The following is an 18,221-nucleotide window of genomic DNA, read 5'->3' as shown; positions in this document are numbered from 1 at the left end:
TATGCCAATAGGACCTACTGAAGCTCCTTTTTCAGCGCATAAAGCGCGTCCAGAGCGTCACGCGGCGTCATGTCGTCCGGGTTGAGGGCTTTCAGGGCCTCCTCGACCTTGGAGGGGCCTGCGCGCTTGACCTCCTCGCGGCGGACGGCGACCTGGAAGAGCGGCAGATCGTCGATCAACTGGCTCGCCGGGTTCTTGCGATCGGAATCCTCCAGTTTCGTCAGTACATCGCGGGCGCGGGCCACGACGCTATCGGGAAGGCCGGCGAGACGGGCGACCTGGATACCGTAGGAGCGGTCGGCCGCACCCGGCCCGACCTCGTGAAGGAAGATCACCTCGCCATCCCATTCCTTTACCCGCATGGTGGCGTTGGAAAGCCGGCCGAGCTTTTCGGAAAGCACGGTCAGCTCATGGAAATGGGTGGCGAAGAGGCCGCGGCACTGGTTGGCCTCATGCAGGTGCTCGACCGCCGCCCAGGCGATCGACAGGCCGTCGAAAGTGGCCGTGCCGCGCCCGATCTCATCCAGAATGACCAGCGAGCGGTCGGTCGCCTGATTGAGGATTGCCGCCGTCTCGACCATCTCGACCATGAAGGTGGAGCGACCGCGGGCGAGATCGTCGGATGCGCCGACGCGCGAAAAGAGCCGATCGACGATGCCGATATGGGCGGACGCCGCCGGCACGAAAGAGCCCATCTGCGCGAGGATGGCGATCAGCGCGTTCTGACGCAGGAAGGTCGACTTACCGCCCATGTTCGGACCGGTGAGCAGCCAGAGGGCACCGAAATCGCCCGTACCATTGGGCGAGAGATCGCAATCGTTTGCGATGAAGGGGCCGGAGGACTGGCGGCGGAGCGCCTGTTCGACCACCGGATGGCGGCCGCCTTCAATGGCGAACATGCGTGAAGCATCCACCACGGGCCGGCGGTAGTTCCATTCCTCGGCGAGCATGGCAAGACCGGCCACCACATCGATGACAGCGAGCGCGCGGGCACCCGCCTTGATCGCCTCGGCCTCGGAGGTGACTGCCGCAACCATCTTCTCGAAGGCTTCCAGCTCGATCGTCAGCGCCCGGTCGGCGGCGTTGGCGATGCGGCTTTCGAGATCTGCAAGTTCGGTGGTGGTGAAGCGCATGGCGTTCGCCATGGTCTGGCGATGGATAAAGCGCGCCTTTCCTTCCGGCGTATCCGTCATCGTGCCCGAATTGCCGGCGGTGACCTCGATGAAATAGCCGAGCACGTTGTTGTGCTTGATCTTCAGCGACTTGATGCCGGTCTCCTCGGCATATTGAAGCTGCAGGCCGGCGATCACCTTGCGGGACTGATCGCGCAGCGCCCTTACTTCGTCCAGTTCCGAATGGGCGCCTTCCGCCAGGAAACCGCCGTCGCGTTTCAGAAGCGGTAGGTCCTGCGCCAACATGCTGCCGAGCATGGTTTCCAAAGAAAGCGGCAGGGCTTTCAGATCCGCCAGTGCATCGCCTAGCTCTTCCGGCAGCATGGCGCGGGAAAGAAACGCCGCGACGCTGCGCGCGGCTTCAAGGCCCTGAAGGATGGAACCGAGATCCCGCGGGCCGCCACGATCGAGCGCCAAGCGGGAGAGTGCGCGCGGCATATCCGGCACATGCTTCAGCGCAGCGCGAAGTTCCGAACACAGCGAGGGCTCATCGAGCAGGAAGGAGATGGAATCGAGCCGACGGTTGATGCGATCCGGATCGGTGAGCGGCGACATCAGCCGCTCCGCAAGAAGCCGCGCGCCTCCCCCGGTCACCGTCCGGTCGATCGCCTTCAGGAGCGTGCCGTCGCGATCGCCGGAAAGCGTGCGGGTGAGTTCCAGATTGCCGCGCGTGGCAGGGTCGATGAAAAGCGTGGAAGCGCCGCTTTCGCGCTCGGGGTATCCAAGCGGCGGGCGCTCGGCAATCTGGGTCTTCTCGACATAGGCGACCGCGGCCGCAGCGGCTGCAAGCTCGGCGCGCGAGAAGGTGCCGAAGCCATCCAGCGTACCGACGCCGAAATAGCGCGTTATGCGGCCTTCCGCACTGGCGCTATCGAACAGGACCGCCGGCTGCGGCACGGCCACCCTGCCCAGCACATCGAAAACAGGCTTGAGTTCCGCATCATGGAAGATCGTGTCCGCAACGACGAGTTCGCGCGGATCGATGCGCAGGATATCGGCGAGCAGCCGCGACGGATCGGTTTCAGCGAGGCGGAAAACGCCGGTGGAAATATCGATCCAGGCAAGCGCGAACTGCGGCTCGGAGCCGCCGCGGATGCGGGCAAGCGCCATCAGGTAATTCGATTCCGAGGGAGAAAGGAGCTTCTCCTCGGTAATCGTGCCGGGCGTGACGAGGCGCACGACATCCCGCTTCACCACGGATTTCGAACCACGCTTCTTGGCTTCGGCCGGATCTTCCACCTGCTCGCAGACCGCGACGCGGAAGCCGAGACCGATCAACTTCTGGAGATAATCGTCCGCCGCATGTACGGGCACGCCGCACATGGGAATATCCTGCCCCATATGCTGGCCGCGCTTCGTCAGCGTGATGCCGAGCGCGCGGGAGGCCTCCACCGCATCTTCGAAGAACAATTCGTAGAAATCGCCCATGCGATAGAAAAGCAGCGAACCGGGATTGTTCGCCTTGATCTCGATATACTGCTCCATCATCGGCGTGGCCGAGGCACGGCTCTCCTCCGAGGCGAGCTCGGCGGTATTCAAGGCTTCGCCATTTTGAGACCGGGGGGAGAATCTTTCGAATTGAGTCACGGAATCGATTTTTTGTTGCGCAAGGGAATTGGCGACACTATCGATGTTGACCCCTGAAAGACAACAGCCGCTACGCTCTCGAAGACGGCTGCCCACAAAAAGCTGGAGGAGTTCATGCCCGCGAAAGAGAAGGCCACGGAGAAGGACGTCCGCGCGCGCGCTTCGGTGACGGAGCAGGAAGCGCTGGACTTCCACGCGGAAGGCCGGCCTGGGAAGCTGGAGATCAACCCCACCAAGCCGATGGCGACGCAGCGCGACCTTTCGCTGGCCTATTCGCCGGGCGTGGCGGTGCCGGTGAAGGCGATCGCCGCCGATCCGGCGACCGCCTACGACTATACGACGCGCGGCAACATGGTGGCGGTGATTTCCAACGGCACTGCGATCCTGGGGCTCGGTAACCTCGGCGCGCTCGCCTCCAAGCCGGTGATGGAGGGCAAGTCGGTGCTCTTCAAGCGCTTTGCCGACGTGGACTCCATCGACCTCGAGGTCGATACCGAGAATGTCGACGAGTTCGTCAACTGCGTGCGCTATCTCGGCCCCTCCTTCGGCGGCATCAACCTGGAAGACATCAAGGCGCCGGACTGCTTCATCATCGAAAGCCGCCTGCGCGAACTGATGGACATCCCGGTCTTCCATGACGACCAGCATGGCACGGCGATCATCGCCGCCGCCGGCCTCATCAACGCGCTCGAACTCACCGGCCGCGATTTCAAGACGACCAAGCTCGTCTGCAACGGGGCGGGTGCGGCGGCGATCGCCTGCATCGAGCTCATCAAGGCGATGGGCTTCAATCCCGACAACATCATCCTCTGCGACACCAAGGGCGTGATCTACCAGGGTCGGGCCGAAGGCATGAACCAGTGGAAATCGGCGCATGCGGTGAAGACGGCCCACCGGACGCTCGCCGAGGCCATGAAGGGCGCCGACGTGGTGTTCGGCCTTTCGCAGAAGGGCGCCTTCACCGAAGAGATGATCCGTTCCATGGCCGAGCGGCCAATCATCTTCGCGATGGCCAATCCCGATCCGGAGATCACCCCGGAAGAGGTCGCCCGCATCCGCGACGACGCCATCATGGCGACCGGCCGCTCGGACTATCCGAACCAGGTCAACAACGTTCTCGGCTTCCCCTATATCTTCCGTGGCGCGCTCGACGTGCGCGCGACCCAGATCAACGACGCGATGAAGATCGCCGCGGTGCGGGCGCTCGCCAACCTGGCGCGCGAGGACGTGCCGGACGACGTTGCCGCCGCCTACCAGGGCAACCGGCCGCGCTTCGGCGCGCAATACATCATTCCCGTGCCCTTCGACCCGCGGCTCATCTCGGCGATCCCGGTGGCCGTGGCTCAGGCCGCCATGGAAAGCGGCGTCGCCCAAAAGAACATCGCCGATCTGGCAGCCTATGCGCACGAGCTTTCGGCCCGCCGCGACCCGATGGCCGCAACAACGCAGGGCATCTACGAGCGGGTGCGCCGCTTCCCGAAGCGCGTCGTCTTCGCCGAGGCCGAGGAAGAGCAGGTCATGCGCGCGGCGATCTCCTTCTGCCACCAGGGGCTCGGCACCGCGATCCTGCTCGGCCGCGACGACGTGATCCGCACGACCGCCGAAAAGGCCGGCATCGACCTCGAGCGACCCGGCATCGAGATCGTCAACGCCCGCCTCTCCGACCGGGTGGATACCTATGTGGACCATCTCTACGCCCGCCTGCAGCGCAAGGGCTTTCTGTTGCGCGACGTGCAGCGGCTGATCCATAACGACCGCAACCACTTCGCGGCCACCATGGTGGCGGTGGGGGATGCAGACGCCATGGTGACGGGTGCGACGCGCAATTATGCGACGGCCCTCCAGGACGTGCGCCGCTGCATCGACGACAAGCCGGGCCACAAGGTGATCGGGATCTCGCTGATGATCTCGCGCGGGCGCACCGTCTTCGTCGCCGATACCGCCGTGCACGACATGCCGAACGCCGAGGATATCGCCGATATCGCCGTGGAGGCGGCACGCGTTGCCAGGCGGATGGGCTATGAGCCGCGCGTCGCGCTGCTGGCCTACTCGACCTTCGGCCAGCCGACCGGCGAGCGCTCCGAACGGGTGCGCGAGGCGGTGAAGATCCTCGACCAGCGGCGCGTCGATTTCGAATATGATGGCGAGATGGCCGCGGACGTGGCGCTCAACCCGCACCGGATGGAGCAGTATCCCTTCTGCCGGCTTTCCGGGACCGCCAACGTGCTCGTCATGCCGGCGATCCATTCGGCCTCGATCGCCACCCGCATGCTGCAGGAACTCGGCGGCGCCACCCTGATCGGCCCGCTGCTCGTCGGCCTCGACAAGTCCGTGCAGATCACCTCCATGGGCGCCAAGGATAGCGACATCGTCAACATGGCGGCGATTGCGGCGTATAACGCCGGGACGTGAGATTAAAAAAGGCCGAAGCGGCAAGCCGCCTCGGCCTTTCAAAACTCTTTCAGAATATCAGCTTTTCAGCTCGCGAACCTGCCGGCATCGGCGCCGTAGTAGTTGATGTAGCGATCGGAGATCGAGGCGATCGGCAGCACCACAAGAACATCCGTGGTGTTGAAGGCCTGATCGACGACCGCGCCGTTGCCGATCATGGCGCCGAGGCGCAGGTAACCCTTGACGAGCGGCGGCATGGCCGAAAGGGCCTTGCGGGCGTTCACCCCTTCGATCGGCATCAGGTCCATCTCCCGGTGAAGCTCGGGAAGGGCAGACACCGCCCATTCGCCCTTCGCGGCCACATTATGGTGCAGGAAGGAGAGCGCCAGCGCATGCTCTTCCGGACGCGTGCCGGGGAAGGAGGCGCAGCCGAACATGGCGCCCATGCCGTGCTTCAGGGCATAGGCCCAATTGCCCTGCCAGAGAAGCTCCACCGTGCGCTTGGTGCGATAAGCCGGCAGCACGCAGGAACGGCCGAGCTCCATGAACTGCTTGTCCGGATGGCGGGTCAGAAGCGGCTCGATATCGAATTCGGAAGCCGAATAGAAGCCGCCATGGGCGAGTGCCACCTCCTGCCGCAGCAGGCGATAGGTGCCGACGATCTGATCCTCCACATCCCCTTCGATCGCGCGATCGATGACGAGGAGGTGATCGCAGATGGCATCATAGGCATCGACATCGCGGCGGCGGCGGTCCGCCTCCGCGCCGAGCTGCGCATGCATTTCCTCGGAAAAGACCCTGTAACGCACGGCCTGCGCGGCATCGATCTCGCGCGCATTGCGTGCGAGCCGGGTTTCCAGAGAGCCTATGCGGCCCAGGATATCGGTGTCGGTCGGCGTCAGGGCCGGAGCCTGGGTATCCAGCGTCAATTCACGGTTCAGGAGTTCGATAGTCATGATGATTCGCCCCGTCCCGGTTGAGATCACCGCCATAAACCATGACTCTGCGACAGGAACGTGACACCGAGTGTCACAATAGGTGCGCCCGCAAGGCGCGTCAACGGGGCTCAAGGCTAGTGGTTGCCAGGGCACCGAGAAGCCGCACTTCTTCCAGCAGACGCTGGGGTTCGACCGGCTTTTCGAGCACGCGGCTCACGCCGTTCGCAAGCAGTTTTCTGCGCGCCTCATCGCTCCCCTCCCCCGTCAGCACGAGGACGGGGACGGGCGAAACGCCGAGGCTCCGCTCCCCCTCGCGCAGGGCGGAAAGCGCCTCCAGCATGGAGCCGCCGGGCATGTGCATATCCGTAAGCACCAGGTCGGGACGAGCCTCACTCGACAAGGCTTCGGCGAGAAGGCCTTCGAAATCCTCGACCAGCCGCACCCGATGCCCCGCCTTCGCCAGCACAGCGCGGACGAGCAGCGCGTTCACCGGATCGTCTTCCCCGAGCAGCACGTCGAGCCCGCCCGAATCCGCGCGTTCAGCCGTTACCGACGCCTTCGGCTGGCCATCGACTTGAGTATCGCGCGTGCCGAAGCCGCGCAGGCGCCCGCTGAGGACGTCGATCAGGGATTTTTCGCGCAACGGGCGGACGAGCCAGGCATCGTAGAGATCCTGCGGCTGGGATGCCCGCTCTTCCGGGTTCACCAGCAGGATGCGATGCGGCGAGGAGGGGGTGAGCTCGGCTCCAAAACTCGAGGCCAGCCGATGATCGACGATGAGATCGGTGAAGGGCTTGCCCTCCGCCCCGGACCGGTCGATCAGCATCTGCACCTCCCCGGCCTCGGTTACATGCCGGCAGCCGCCGCCCAGCGTTTCGATGGTCGAAACGGTCGCCCTGGCGGCAGGCCCGTCGGGCGCCAGGAGCAGCACGCGGGAGCGGGAAAGGAGCAGGCCGCGCACGCCGCTGCCGGCTGGGGCATCTTCGGCAAGACGCATCGGAAAACGTATGGTGAAGGTGCTGCCCCTGCCCTTTACGCTGGAAACGGAGAGTGCGCCGCCGAATTCGGCCAGGATGCGCGCCGAAATCGCAAGGCCGAGGCCCGTGCCGCCGCTCCTCGCTTCCGCAGCACCCGCCTGCTCGAATTCACGGAAGATGCGGCCCTGCTCCTCAGCCGTCATGCCGGGGCCGGTATCGACAACGGCGATCACGACATCGCCCTCCTCGGTGCGCACCTGCACCAGCACTCCGCCTTCCGAGGTGAACTTCACCGCGTTGCCGATGACGTTGAACAGGACCTGGCGGATGCGGGCGGGATCGAAATCCAGGAGCTCCGGCAGGTCGGCGGCAAAGGTCGCGGCGACCTCTATACGCTTCTCGTGCGCACGGTGGGCCAGCATTTCCACGACGCTCTCGATCAACTGGCGGAGGTTTTCGGCGCGGTTGTTAAGCCGGAAACGGCCGGCCTCCATCGTGGCATGGTCGAGAAGATCCTCGACGAGCTGCGCCAGCGCATAGCCGGACTGGCGGATGCCGCTCAGATAGTTCTGCTGCTCGGCCGTCAGCTTCGTCTGGCCGAGCAGATGCGCCATGCCGAGAATGCCGTTGAGCGGCGTGCGGATTTCGTGGACGACGGTGGCGATCTGCCGGGACTTGGCCGCGTTTTGCGCCTTCGCTTCCTCCAGTCCACCGGAAGACCGCCAGCCGCGAAGACGGGAAAGGAGGTTTTCGAACCTGCCGCTGACGCCGGCCTTGCCATCCGACGATGGACTCACTGGAAGCCGCTCCTGCGCAGACGGTTCATCGCCGCCTCTTGCGACGGTAAATGCGAACGCCTTGGCGATACGATCATGTAAGTCGGCAATGCTGCGCATGGAAAGAAAACTAGCGAAGGTTTCTTCCCAATATTTTCGGCGAATACCTAAGATTTTATGGATTCACCTTCTTCGGGCCGAAGATTTCGTCGAGAATCACCAGAAATGCGCCGATGGAGATGAAGCTGTCGGCCAGATTGAAGACCGCGAAGGACCAGGTCCGCGTGTGGAAGAGGATGTAATCGATCACGTGGCCCCATAGGAAACCATCGATCAGATTGCCGATGGCGCCGGCGATGATGAGCGCAAAACCGAGATGGGCGAGCGGGCGGTCCTTCGGCGTGCGGCGCCAGAGCCAGAGCACGAAGGCGACGATGACGATGCGCATGCCGACGATGAATTCCCGTTCGAGGCCCGAGAGCAGCGAGAAGGCGACACCGAGATTATAGGTCCGGTAGAGAGCCAGGAAGGGAAGCAGGCGAACCGGCTCCTCCAGCGGCAGATAGTTTTCGACGGCCACCTTGATCGCCTGGTCGAGGAGGACGGCGAGCACGATGAGGGCCACGGCGATGAGCGGCCGTGAGAGCAAGGCGGGACGTCCGTTCATTTTGCACCGTCCAGGGAAAGAAGATGGCGCCGAGCCTCGAAGAGCATCACCGCGGTCGCGACGGCGAGATTGAGCGAATCCGCCCTGCCCTCTTGGGGAATGCGCACGGTTCGGTCTGCGGCGCCCGCGAGATTTTCCGGCAGGCCGGACTGTTCGTTGCCCATCAGGAGCACGACGGGCTTCTTCGCGTAATCCACCGTTCTGTAATCCACCGCTCCGGCAAGGTGCGTCGCCACCACCTGGGCACCGGACCTCTTTTGCCAGGCGAGGAAATCTTCCGCCGTGCATCTGACGACCGGCACGGCGAAGACCGAACCCATGGTGGCGCGCACGGTTTCGAGCGAGAACGGATCGGTGCATTCGCCGACGAGGATGACGGCTGACGCGCCGGCAGCATCTGCCGTGCGGATGATCGTGCCGAGATTGCCCGGATCGCGCACCCTGTCGAGCGCAACGAAAGTATCGTCGCGGCCGGGTCTGAGATCGGCAAGCGGCTTCCATCGCTGCTCGAAAATGCCGACGACCATCTGCGGATTATCGCGCCGGGTGATGGCGGACAGCACTTTTTCGCTGACCTCCAGCACCAGCCCACCATGTGCGACGGTCCTGGCGGCCACCTGTTCCACCAGCGGCTTGCCCTTGGCAGCCTTGGAATAGACGAGCGTGCGGATATTCCAGTCGAGCTCCAGCGCATCGATGACGAGCTTCAGGCCCTCGGCCATGAAGGTGCCCGTCTCTTCCCGATCCTTCTTGTTCGAAAGCGCCTTGATATCCTTGATGATGGGATTTGCCAGCGAGGTGATTTCCTTCACCTGGCCGACCCGGCGCGGTCCGGCATTGCGAATATCGTCGGTCATTCCGGTACCCAGCGACTGAAGAGAGAGGTGGAAAGCGCGCGGCCCGGGCTCTTGCGGTCCAGGCCGGTTTCCCGAATGACGAGCTCGCCCGATTCCACCACACCACTCGCGCCGCGCATGGTTTCGCGCATCAGCTCATGGATGGAATAGAAGCTCGCCCGGATGGAATAGGCGGTCAGCACCAGGCCGATCGCCTGCCGGTCCAGGAGTTCGCGGCAGACATCCAGCATCAGCGGCAGGTGATCGAAGAGTTGCCAGACCTCGCCATTGGGACCACGGCCGAATTTCGGCGGATCGGTGAGAATGATATCATAGCGGTTGCCGCGGCGTTCCTCGCGCAGGACGAACTTCATGGCATCCTCGCAGATCCAGCGAATCGGCGCGCGCTCGAGCCCGGAAAGCGCCTGGTTCTCCCGCGCCCAACCGATCGCCTTTTTCGAAGCATCGACATGCGTGACTTCCGCGCCAGCGGCAGCCGCGACGAGCGAGGCCACGCCGGTGTAGCCGAAGAGGTTTAGCACCTTCACCGGGCGCTCCCTTTCCCCTCGGGTTTCCTCGATGCGGCTCTTCATCCACTCCCAATGGACGATCTGCTCGGGGAAGACGCCGACATGCCGGAAAGAGGTGAAGCGGCCGAGAAAATCGACGCCGAGCAGCGAAAGCGGCCAGGTTTCGCCAAGCGCTTCCTTCGGGAAACGCCAACGGCCCATGCCGTCCTCGTCGGTATCTCCGGTAAAGACGGCATCGGCCTTTTCCCAGGCATGAGCAGGCAGCGAGGGCCGCCAGAGCGCCTGGGCTTCCGGCCTGACGATGCGGTAAGGGCCGTATTGCTCGAGCTTCAAGCCATTACCGCTGTCGATCAGGTGAAAATCACCGGCACCGGAGGATTCGAGAATGACCGGCACGCGTTCGGCCGGCCGCTCGCCGCTGCGGACGATGAGAGGGCGCTGTTCGACGGGTGCGGAAACCTTCACGGCCTTTTCCGGAGTTCCGGCGCGGGCCTTCGCGGCCGGAGCATCCTTCCTTATCGGGCGCCTCGTATCGCCGCCTCCGGCTTTCGCCCCCGGCTGTCTTTGCCTGTTCTTCAATGCCTCGGTCCGCTCATGTTCGTATCCGCTGGAGCAAATAGCACCTAGGCCCACCTTGGCAAAGCGCTTTCACCTGCCCTAATCTTTCCGGGAACACAGGGAGGGTTTCATGGAGATTACCGGCGAAGAGCGCATATCGGCACCCCGCGATGTCGTGTGGAGGGCGCTGAACGACCCCGAAATCCTGCGCCAGTGCATTCCCGGCTGCCAGAGCCTGGAGCAAAAAACGCCAACGGAACTTGCCGCCGTCGTGCGGGTCAAGATCGGACCGGTCTCGGCGAGCTTCAACGGAGAGGTGACACTCAGCAATGTCAACGCGCCGGAAAGCTACACGATCACCGGCGAAGGCAAGGGCGGAATCGCCGGCTTCGCCAAGGGCTCTGCGGACGTGACGCTGACGGAGGACGGAGGCGAGACCCTGTTGCGCTACACCGCCACGGCGCAGGTGGGCGGAAAGCTTGCGCAGCTCGGCTCGCGCCTTATCGGCTCCGCCTCGCAGAAGCTCGCCTCGCAATTCTTCGCCGACTTCAACTCGGCCGTCGGGGCGGAACCGGCGACGGTCTGATCTCCGCAATCCGGTTTCCTACGGGGACGGCAGTTGCGGAGAACTCGTCGCCTGGACCGCGGCAGCCTTGTGACGATCCGCCTCCGCCTGCCAGCGGATGACCTCACGCGCTTCCTTGCGCGCCTGCTTGCGGTATTTGCCCTGCGCCCACCAGGTGGCGGCCGAGCCGATCAGCATTCCGAACAGGAGGGCGACGAACAGGAACAGGAAGAACGGCGCGCTGACCGCAAGCATTCCATCCTCCGGACGGAACGGGTTCAGCGCCAGCGTGACCACCTGCCGGTTTGCGACCGCAAGCACGATCAGCACGATGCCGAGCGGCACGAACACCGCGAGATTGACGATTTTCCTGACCTTGTCCATCAAACCTCCGCCGAACGGCATGGGGCGCCGACATGGGGCGCCCGGCACCCTCGCAAAACACGTTGGATGCAGGATAGGGATCCAGCGCCGCCTTTCAAGAGCGGCGGATGGCCGCTATCGGCTCAATCGGCGTCGCCATCATCGGCGAGATCGGGATTAAGACGCTCGCGGAGTTCCTTGCCGGTCTTGAAGAACGGTACCCATTTCTCCTCGACGAAGACGGTTTCCCCCGTACGCGGATTGCGGCCCGAGCGCGATGGACGATTCTTCACAGAGAAGGCTCCGAAGCCGCGCAGCTCGACGCGGTTTCCTGCAGCCAAGGCATCGGTGATCTCATCGAGCACGGCATTCACGATGTTCTCGACGTCGCGGTGATAGAGGTGCGGATTTCGTGCCGCAACGATCTGCACCAATTCGGACTTGATCACGGTTGCCCCCTGAAAGAATTAGATTTTCAACCCCGACCAACCTGCCAAACCGAGACAAGACCGTCAAGAAACAACTTATCAGTGCCCCAGGTGCCGAACCGTGTCGCCCCGAGCGCTTCCCCCAGTCCGGTCATGCGCAGGAACTCGGCCATGGCGCTCGCGAACCAGAAGGATGACGAGGAGCCCTTCTCCTTCCACTCGACGATCGGAAGATCCTCCGAAACGCCCCGAGTTTCCAGATAGGCGCGAATCTCCCGCTCGCCCCCGAGCGTATCCACCAGCTTGGCCGAAAGGGCCTGGCGCCCGGTGAGGATTGAGCCGTCCGACAGACGCAAGGCCTCCTCGCGCGGCAGCTTGCGGCGATCGGCGACGAGATCGACGAACCAGCCGTAGCTGTCCATGATCATGGAGCGGATCATCGCCTGCGCCTCAGGGCTCGCCTCGTGGAACGGAGAGGGCTCGGCCTTCAACGGCGCCGACTTGATCTCCTCAAGCGAAATCCCGAGCTTCTCCATCATTCCGGAGACCTGCGGATACTGGAAAATCACGCCGATCGAGCCGGTGATGGAGCTTTCGCCCGCGACGATGGTATCGCCGGCGGTCGCGATCATATAGCCCGCGGAGGCCGCAAGCGTACGGATATCGGAGACGACCGGCTTCTTTTCCGCCACCTCGCGAATCGCCTTGAAGATGCGTTCGCCGCCATAGGTCGTGCCGCCGGGCGACGAGATCGAGACGATCAACGCCTTGGCGCTATCGCTTTCGGCGATTCGGTCGAGACGCTCCAGAAGCTCGTCGCTATCCTGTATGAGGCCGGTGATCTTGATGCGCGCGACATGCGGTCGCGCCGAACTCGCCTCATCGGCAAAGCCGTAGCGGTAAAGCGAAAAACCGATACCGACGAGAAGAAGGAGTGCGGCGACGCGCCAGAAGCTCAGTTTCCGGCGCAACTGCCGCCGGTCCGCGATTGCCATTTGATCCATAAAACCTGTCCTTCCTTTGCGACCATGCCCAAATAGGTATCTGGCCGCCCGCTTCGTCGGGTGATATCACGATTTTGTGTCGGCCATTATTGTTTGTTGATGAATTTAAACCATATTGACAGGCGAAAGCGCTGACCCCAGTTCCCACCCGCATCTCCCGATGCAGGGGAGAGTTGCGCGCGAAAAGGACGACATTCGCATATATGCTGCAGATACTTCGAAGAGCAACGGGCCTCTCGGCGGCCCTCGGAATGTATGGCGACGCCTATGAGGCGGCGCTTGCCCATTCCGAACGCGTCCGCAAGATGAAAGTGCTGCTGCCGGTTGCAGCCGGCGTGATTTCCGCTGCCTTCATCGCGGTTGCGATCGTGCGCGCCTATCTGCCGGACGACGTCTCGATTGCGAGCGCCACCATCGAGAACGGCATGATCGTGATGGAGCGGCCGGCGATCGCAGGGCGGAACGGCGACGGCATCAGCTATTCGATGACGGCGACACGCGCTTTGCAGGATATCGCGAACCCCAACATGATCACGCTGGAAAACGTCAAGGCGGCGGTGCCGATGCGCGAGGACGTGATCGCCCGCGTGACCGCCGCAGGCGGCATCTTCGACCGCGGGACGGACAAGCTGCAGATGACCCATCCCTTCGACGTGGACCTCAGCAACGGCGTCACGGCGCATTTCCAGTCAGCCTTCCTTGACATCCACTCCGGAACAATGGAGACCTCCGATCGCGTCTCCATCCAGAGTGATAAATCTTCGATTGTTGCACAGTCGCTGAAGATAACGGATAAGGGACGTAACATCACCTTCGCGGGTCAGGTTCTCGTCAACGTCGACCCGGTCGCGATTCGCAACAAAGACAACTAGGGCCCGGCCGCCATGAGCTATCGCCGCTTCCTTACCCAGAACACCGCGGTCGCGATCGCGGCGGGTTTCATCGCCTGCTCGCTTTCGGTTTCCGCTCATGCGCAGGCAACCACCAGCCAGATGGAGGGCCTGAAGCTTTCCAACGACCAGCCGATCCAGATCGCGAGCGACCAGCTCGAGATCAAGGAGCAGGAAAAGAAGGCCTATTTCACCGGCAATGTGAAGGTCGTTCAGGGCACCACCACCATGCGCGCCGGCAAGATGACCGTGCTCTATCGCGGCGAGGGAAGTGCCGCGATGACCGCAGGCAACGCCGATATCGACAAGATATTCCTGGAGCAAACCGTGCTCCTGACCTCGGGCACCCAGCAGGCATCGGCCGAGAAGGGTGAGTTCGACATGGCCAGCCAGGTCTTCGTGCTTTCCGGCAAGCAGGTGGTCCTGTCGGACGGGCCGAATGTCTTCAAGGGTTGCAAGCTCACCGTGCGGATGCAGACGGGCGAAGCCAAGCTCGATAGCTGCGGCGGACGCGTCGAGATCCTGCTCGATCCGAAATCCCGACAGCAGCAACGCTAAGGCCTGTCGTGAAAATACCCCTGCTATCCAAACTGACGGCGCGCAAGCCGCGCCCCCCCGAACTTTTCAACGTACGCGACAAGACGCGCTACGAGGGAACGCTCGTGGCCCATGGGCTCTCGAAGAGCTACGACTCGCGGCGCGTCGTCAACGGCGTCTCGCTCGTCGTCCGGCGCGGGGAGGCCGTGGGGCTGCTCGGGCCGAACGGGGCAGGCAAGACCACCTGTTTCTACATGATCACCGGCCTGGTTCCGGTGGACCAGGGCATGATCGCCATCAACGGCAACGACGTGACGCGCATGCCGATGTATCGGCGCGCCCGCCTCGGCGTCGGCTACCTGCCGCAGGAAGCCTCGATCTTTCGCGGATTGACGGTGGAGCAGAACATCCGCGCGGTGCTCGAGGTCCACGAACCGGACCGCGACAAGCGGGAGCGCAAGCTCGACGAGCTTCTGGAAGAATTCCATATCAGCAAACTTCGCAAGTCGGTGGCGGTGGCGCTTTCCGGCGGCGAGCGGCGGCGCCTGGAAATCGCCCGCGCGCTGGCGACGGACCCGGCCTTCATGCTGCTCGACGAACCCTTTGCCGGCGTCGATCCGATCTCGGTCGCCGACATCCAGAACCTCGTGCGGCATCTGACGGCGCGCGGCATCGGCGTGCTGATAACCGACCACAACGTCCGCGAGACGCTGGGCCTCATCGACCGTGCCTATATCATCCACGCGGGCGAAGTGCTGACCCATGGACGGGCCGACGACATCGTCAACAATCCCGATGTCCGCCGCCTCTATCTGGGCGACAAGTTCAGCCTGTAGAGTTCAAGATTCGCCCGGCGGGCGCTTGACCAAATCTTTCAAAAAAGCAATTCTCGTGCCAAGTATATTCCAGCCCCCACAGAAGGGCTGAGTATAACTGCAACCAGCATCTATGCAGGCCCATTTCAAGGGGTTGAACGGGAGTTTCGCGTCCATCATGGCCTTGTCCGCCAGTCTTTTGCTGCGCCAGACCCAGTCGCTCGTGATGACGCCGCAACTGATGCAGTCGATTCAGCTGCTGCAGATGACGCATTTCGAGCTGGTTCAGTTCATCGCGCAGGAGGTTGAGAAGAATCCGCTGCTCGAAATTGCATCAGGTGATGGCGATACGGACACGGAAAGCGCCTTTGCGGGCGAAGATACCTTCGCGTCAGCCGAAACGGGCAGCGACGAAGCGAGGGGATCGGTGGAGGCGGATGCAAGCGAGGCTTGGTACGAGCGCGCGCCAGGCACGGCGGCCGAGCCGCTCGGCGATCTCGATGCCGGTTTCGAAAACGTCTTTCCCGACGACGGGCCGCCGCGAAGGGCCGACGCGCCGGAACTCCTGAGCCAATGGAAGTCCATGCCAGGCGGAGAGACCGGGGACGACTACGATCTCGACGACTTCGTCGCCGGCCAGGTCACGCTCAGGGATCACCTCAACCAGCAGATCCCGTTCGCGCTCGACAACGCGACCGACCGGCTGATCGCCCAGCACCTGGTCGAGCAACTGGACGAGGCCGGCTATTTTTGCGGCGATCTCGACGAAATCGCCCAACGCCTCGGCAAGGAGCCGAGGGAACTGGAAGCCCTCCTCAAATCGCTGCAGACGCTCGATCCGCCGGGCATCTTCGCCCGTTCCTTGAGCGAATGCCTGGCTATCCAGCTCAGGCAGAAGGACCGGCTCGATCCCGCCATGGAGGCGCTTACCGGGCATCTGGAACTCCTCGCCAAACGGGATTTCGCTACGCTCAAGCGGCTCTGCGGCGTCGACGAGGAAGACCTCATCGACATGCTGGCGGAAATCCGCAAGCTGAACCCGAAACCGGGCACCGGCTTCGAGCGCGGCGCCTTCGAGGCGATCGCGCCGGACATCATCGTGCGCGACGCGCCGGACGGCGGATGGCTGGTGGAACTCAATCCGGACACGCTGCCGCGCGTTCTCGTCAACCAGGCTTATTACCGAACCGTTTCAAAGACTTGCGCCAGGAAAAGCGACGACCAGAATTTCCTTTCGGAATGCCTGCAGAACGCGAGCTGGCTGACGCGCAGCCTCGACCAGCGGGCCCGGACCATCATGAAGGTGGCGAGCGAGATCGTCCGGCAGCAGGATGCCTTCCTGACCCACGGCGTCGATCATATGCGCCCGCTGAACCTCAAGACGGTGGCGGAAGCCATCAAGATGCACGAGTCGACCGTGAGCCGCGTCACCTCCAACAAATACATGCTGACGCCACGCGGAATGTTCGAACTCAAATATTTCTTCACCGTTTCCATCGGCTCGGCGGAAGAAGGCGGCGACACGCATTCGGCGGAAGCCGTGCGCCACCGCATTCGCGCCCTGATCTCCCAGGAGACGCCTGAGGCGGTGCTCTCCGACGACGATATCGTCATCAGCCTGAGGCGGGGCGGTGTGGAACTCGCCCGCCGGACGGTCGCCAAATACCGGGAGGCGATGAACATCCCCTCCTCCGTGCAGCGGCGCCGGGAAAAGCGGGCGCTTGCCAAGGTGGCGGCCTATTGAGCAGGCCGATCCCAGGATCGAGCGCCTCGAGAAAGCCCGGAGTTCGCCATCATCCAGGCTGCGGTTGACATTTGCCTGGGAGGGGTTTAAGAGCCCGCCGCAATCGCTACGGGGCATCCCGTAGGTTATCCCCATAGCCATAGGCTTTTAGGCGCAAATTGGTCTTGGCCTGTGTGAATCGCTTGGATGAGGGGACGGCTTGGCGTAGACTGGAACACGCAAGTCACGACAAGAAGGAAGAACTCCATGAGTGTGCGTGTATCCGGTAAGCATATGGAAATTGGCGACTCGTTCCGTCAAAAGATCGAAAGCCAGATCGGAGATGCGGTCACAAAGTACTTCGATGGGGGGTATGCCGGCCAGGTCATCGTAGAGAAATCCGGTTCTCGTTTTTCAGCCGATTGCAAGATCCATCTCGATACCGGGATAGTGCTGCATGCGGCCGGCGAGGCCAACGACCCGCAAGGTAGTTTCGACGCCGCGGCAGAGCGGATCGAGAAGCGCCTGCGCCGCTACAAGCGGCGGCTGAAGGATCACCACGCCGGTAACTACACGAACGGCCATGCCGAGATCGCCTATACGGTCATGGATGCCGTATCGGAAGCGGAGGATGAAATTCCTGAGGATTTCGCGCCGACCATCGTTGCGGAAAGCTCAAAACCGATAAAGACCATGTCGGTAGCAACCGCCGTGATGGCACTGGACATGACAGATGAACCGATTCTTCTTTTCCGCAGCCCCGGCAAGGAGCAACTCAACATCGTTTATCGCCGCAACGACGGCAATATTGGCTGGATCGATTCCACCAAGATTAAAGGATAACAATCCCCGGGAGAGCGTCGGGTCCGACGCGCTCCTTCGCCCTCTGGCGGCACGAAGGATGAAAAGAATGGCATTGGCAGATTTGCTGCAACAAGATGCGATTATCCCTGCCCTGAAAGTGAATTCCAAGAAGCAGCTGCTGCAGGAACTGGCCGTGAAGGCGGCCAAACTTACAGGCGTACCCGAAAGGGAAATATTCGACGTCATCCTGCAGCGGGAGAGACTGGGCTCCACCGGCGTCGGCCATGGCATTGCCATCCCGCACGGCAAGCTCGGCAGCATCTCCTCCATCAAGGGAATTTTCGCACGGCTGGACACGCCGGTCGACTTCGAGGCGCTCGACGACGAGCCGGTCGACCTGGTCTTCCTGCTGCTGGCTCCGGAAGGCGCCGGCGCCGATCACCTGAAGGCCCTGTCGCGCATCGCCCGCGTGCTGCGCGACCAGGATCTGGTGGCCAAGCTGCGCAAGACCGATTCCGCGACCGCCATCTATGCCTTCCTCAACGAGGAACAGGCTTCCAACGCGGCCTGACGGCTATTTCAAACGCAAGACAAGACATCGCCCCGGCTCCCATGAGCGTCGGGGCGATTTCTTTTTTCGGCAGTTTTTTGATTATGCGC

Annotated in this window: 17 protein-coding genes; 8 read left to right on the top strand and 9 right to left on the bottom strand. The window is 62.9% G+C overall.

What is annotated here, in order from left to right; translation table 11 throughout:
* Nucleotides 1-14 precede the first annotated feature (14 nt).
* Nucleotides 15-2,660: a DNA mismatch repair protein MutS gene (gene mutS / locus YH62_RS10245; protein ID WP_245282082.1), complete on the bottom strand. Its 2,646-nt coding sequence runs from the start codon at nucleotides 2,658-2,660 to the stop codon at nucleotides 15-17.
* A 213-nt stretch (nucleotides 2,661-2,873) separates the two neighbouring features.
* Here mutS and YH62_RS10240 point away from each other — a divergent pair, with 213 nt between their 5' ends.
* A complete protein-coding gene (locus YH62_RS10240; protein ID WP_046794082.1) occupies nucleotides 2,874-5,171 on the top strand; it encodes an NADP-dependent malic enzyme in 2,298 nt (765 codons plus the stop codon).
* A gap of 65 nt (nucleotides 5,172-5,236) precedes the next feature.
* On the opposite strand, the gene YH62_RS10235 is transcribed toward YH62_RS10240, so the two are convergent.
* From YH62_RS10235 to YH62_RS10215, 5 genes are all read right to left on the bottom strand, one after another.
* Nucleotides 5,237-6,109 carry a GNAT family N-acetyltransferase gene (locus YH62_RS10235; protein ID WP_245282081.1) on the bottom strand — a complete coding sequence of 291 codons (873 nt, stop codon included), beginning with the start codon at nucleotides 6,107-6,109 and terminating at the stop codon, nucleotides 5,237-5,239.
* 97 nt (nucleotides 6,110-6,206) lie between these two features.
* Nucleotides 6,207-7,862, bottom strand: coding sequence for an ATP-binding protein (locus tag YH62_RS10230; RefSeq protein WP_245282072.1), 1,656 nt, complete (start codon nucleotides 7,860-7,862; stop codon nucleotides 6,207-6,209).
* A gap of 154 nt (nucleotides 7,863-8,016) precedes the next feature.
* Nucleotides 8,017-8,508, bottom strand: coding sequence for a signal peptidase II (lspA, locus tag YH62_RS10225; RefSeq protein WP_046794080.1), 492 nt, complete (start codon nucleotides 8,506-8,508; stop codon nucleotides 8,017-8,019).
* Nucleotides 8,505-9,365, bottom strand: a complete 861-nt coding sequence (locus YH62_RS10220) for an RNA methyltransferase (protein ID WP_046794079.1) — start codon at nucleotides 9,363-9,365, stop codon at nucleotides 8,505-8,507. The genes lspA and YH62_RS10220 overlap by 4 nt, the downstream gene beginning before the upstream one ends.
* Nucleotides 9,362-10,453, bottom strand: coding sequence for a class I SAM-dependent methyltransferase (locus tag YH62_RS10215; RefSeq protein ID WP_046794078.1), 1,092 nt, complete (start codon nucleotides 10,451-10,453; stop codon nucleotides 9,362-9,364). The genes YH62_RS10220 and YH62_RS10215 overlap by 4 nt, the downstream gene beginning before the upstream one ends.
* Nucleotides 10,454-10,562: 109 nt before the next feature.
* Here YH62_RS10215 and YH62_RS10210 point away from each other — a divergent pair, with 109 nt between their 5' ends.
* The gene (locus tag YH62_RS10210; protein ID WP_046794077.1) at nucleotides 10,563-11,018 is read left to right on the top strand and encodes a carbon monoxide dehydrogenase subunit G; all 456 of its coding nucleotides are present in this window, start codon (nucleotides 10,563-10,565) and stop codon (nucleotides 11,016-11,018) included.
* Nucleotides 11,019-11,036: 18 nt separating this feature from the next.
* Here the strand turns inward: YH62_RS10210 and YH62_RS10205 are convergent, their stop codons facing one another.
* From YH62_RS10205 to sppA, 3 genes are all read right to left on the bottom strand, one after another.
* Nucleotides 11,037-11,381: a lipopolysaccharide assembly protein LapA domain-containing protein gene (locus YH62_RS10205; protein WP_046794076.1), complete on the bottom strand. Its 345-nt coding sequence runs from the start codon at nucleotides 11,379-11,381 to the stop codon at nucleotides 11,037-11,039.
* Nucleotides 11,382-11,503: 122 nt separating this feature from the next.
* On the bottom strand, nucleotides 11,504-11,809 hold the full coding sequence (locus tag YH62_RS10200) for an integration host factor subunit beta (protein ID WP_046794075.1): 306 nt from the start codon (nucleotides 11,807-11,809) through the stop codon (nucleotides 11,504-11,506).
* Between the two features lie 26 nt (nucleotides 11,810-11,835).
* Nucleotides 11,836-12,792 (bottom strand): signal peptide peptidase SppA, encoded by a 957-nt coding sequence (sppA, locus tag YH62_RS10195; RefSeq protein WP_046794074.1) that lies wholly within the window; start codon nucleotides 12,790-12,792, stop codon nucleotides 11,836-11,838.
* A gap of 203 nt (nucleotides 12,793-12,995) precedes the next feature.
* Here sppA and lptC point away from each other — a divergent pair, with 203 nt between their 5' ends.
* From lptC to ptsN, 6 genes are all read left to right on the top strand, one after another.
* The gene (lptC, locus tag YH62_RS10190) at nucleotides 12,996-13,664 is read left to right on the top strand and encodes an LPS export ABC transporter periplasmic protein LptC (RefSeq protein WP_046794073.1); all 669 of its coding nucleotides are present in this window, start codon (nucleotides 12,996-12,998) and stop codon (nucleotides 13,662-13,664) included.
* 12 nt (nucleotides 13,665-13,676) lie between these two features.
* Nucleotides 13,677-14,240, top strand: coding sequence for an LptA/OstA family protein (locus YH62_RS10185; protein WP_046794072.1), 564 nt, complete (start codon nucleotides 13,677-13,679; stop codon nucleotides 14,238-14,240).
* 20 nt (nucleotides 14,241-14,260) lie between these two features.
* Nucleotides 14,261-15,055 carry an LPS export ABC transporter ATP-binding protein gene (gene lptB / locus YH62_RS10180; protein WP_046794336.1) on the top strand — a complete coding sequence of 265 codons (795 nt, stop codon included), beginning with the start codon at nucleotides 14,261-14,263 and terminating at the stop codon, nucleotides 15,053-15,055.
* Nucleotides 15,056-15,212: 157 nt separating this feature from the next.
* Nucleotides 15,213-16,778, top strand: a complete 1,566-nt coding sequence (gene rpoN, locus YH62_RS10175) for an RNA polymerase factor sigma-54 (RefSeq protein ID WP_046794335.1) — start codon at nucleotides 15,213-15,215, stop codon at nucleotides 16,776-16,778.
* A gap of 246 nt (nucleotides 16,779-17,024) precedes the next feature.
* Nucleotides 17,025-17,600 (top strand): ribosome-associated translation inhibitor RaiA, encoded by a 576-nt coding sequence (gene raiA / locus YH62_RS10170; RefSeq protein WP_046794071.1) that lies wholly within the window; start codon nucleotides 17,025-17,027, stop codon nucleotides 17,598-17,600.
* A 67-nt stretch (nucleotides 17,601-17,667) separates the two neighbouring features.
* A complete protein-coding gene (gene ptsN / locus YH62_RS10165) occupies nucleotides 17,668-18,132 on the top strand; it encodes a PTS IIA-like nitrogen regulatory protein PtsN (protein ID WP_046794070.1) in 465 nt (154 codons plus the stop codon).
* The last annotated feature ends 89 nt before the right edge of the window (nucleotides 18,133-18,221 follow it).

The sequence above is a fragment of the Rhizobium sp. LC145 genome (assembly GCF_001005825.1).
Taxonomy (GTDB): Bacteria; Pseudomonadota; Alphaproteobacteria; order Rhizobiales; family Rhizobiaceae; genus Neorhizobium.
Note: the sequence above shows the minus strand (reverse complement) of the source record. Positions and strands in the feature narration are given on the sequence as shown.

Bases quoted from the DNA above. Each gene is read 5' to 3' on its own strand.
- mutS (WP_245282082.1), bottom strand. From the start codon at position 2,660: ATGATGGAGCAGTATATCGAGATCAAGGCGAACAATCCCGGTTCGCTG.
- YH62_RS10240 (WP_046794082.1), top strand. From the start codon at position 2,874: ATGCCCGCGAAAGAGAAGGCCACGGAGAAGGACGTCCGCGCGCGCGCT.
- lspA (WP_046794080.1), bottom strand. From the start codon at position 8,508: ATGAACGGACGTCCCGCCTTGCTCTCACGGCCGCTCATCGCCGTGGCC.
- YH62_RS10220 (WP_046794079.1), bottom strand. From the start codon at position 9,365: ATGACCGACGATATTCGCAATGCCGGACCGCGCCGGGTCGGCCAGGTG.
- YH62_RS10210 (WP_046794077.1), top strand. From the start codon at position 10,563: ATGGAGATTACCGGCGAAGAGCGCATATCGGCACCCCGCGATGTCGTG.
- YH62_RS10205 (WP_046794076.1), bottom strand. From the start codon at position 11,381: ATGGACAAGGTCAGGAAAATCGTCAATCTCGCGGTGTTCGTGCCGCTC.
- sppA (WP_046794074.1), bottom strand. From the start codon at position 12,792: ATGGATCAAATGGCAATCGCGGACCGGCGGCAGTTGCGCCGGAAACTG.
- lptC (WP_046794073.1), top strand. From the start codon at position 12,996: ATGCTGCAGATACTTCGAAGAGCAACGGGCCTCTCGGCGGCCCTCGGA.
- YH62_RS10185 (WP_046794072.1), top strand. From the start codon at position 13,677: ATGAGCTATCGCCGCTTCCTTACCCAGAACACCGCGGTCGCGATCGCG.
- rpoN (WP_046794335.1), top strand. From the start codon at position 15,213: ATGGCCTTGTCCGCCAGTCTTTTGCTGCGCCAGACCCAGTCGCTCGTG.
- raiA (WP_046794071.1), top strand. From the start codon at position 17,025: ATGAGTGTGCGTGTATCCGGTAAGCATATGGAAATTGGCGACTCGTTC.
- ptsN (WP_046794070.1), top strand. From the start codon at position 17,668: ATGGCATTGGCAGATTTGCTGCAACAAGATGCGATTATCCCTGCCCTG.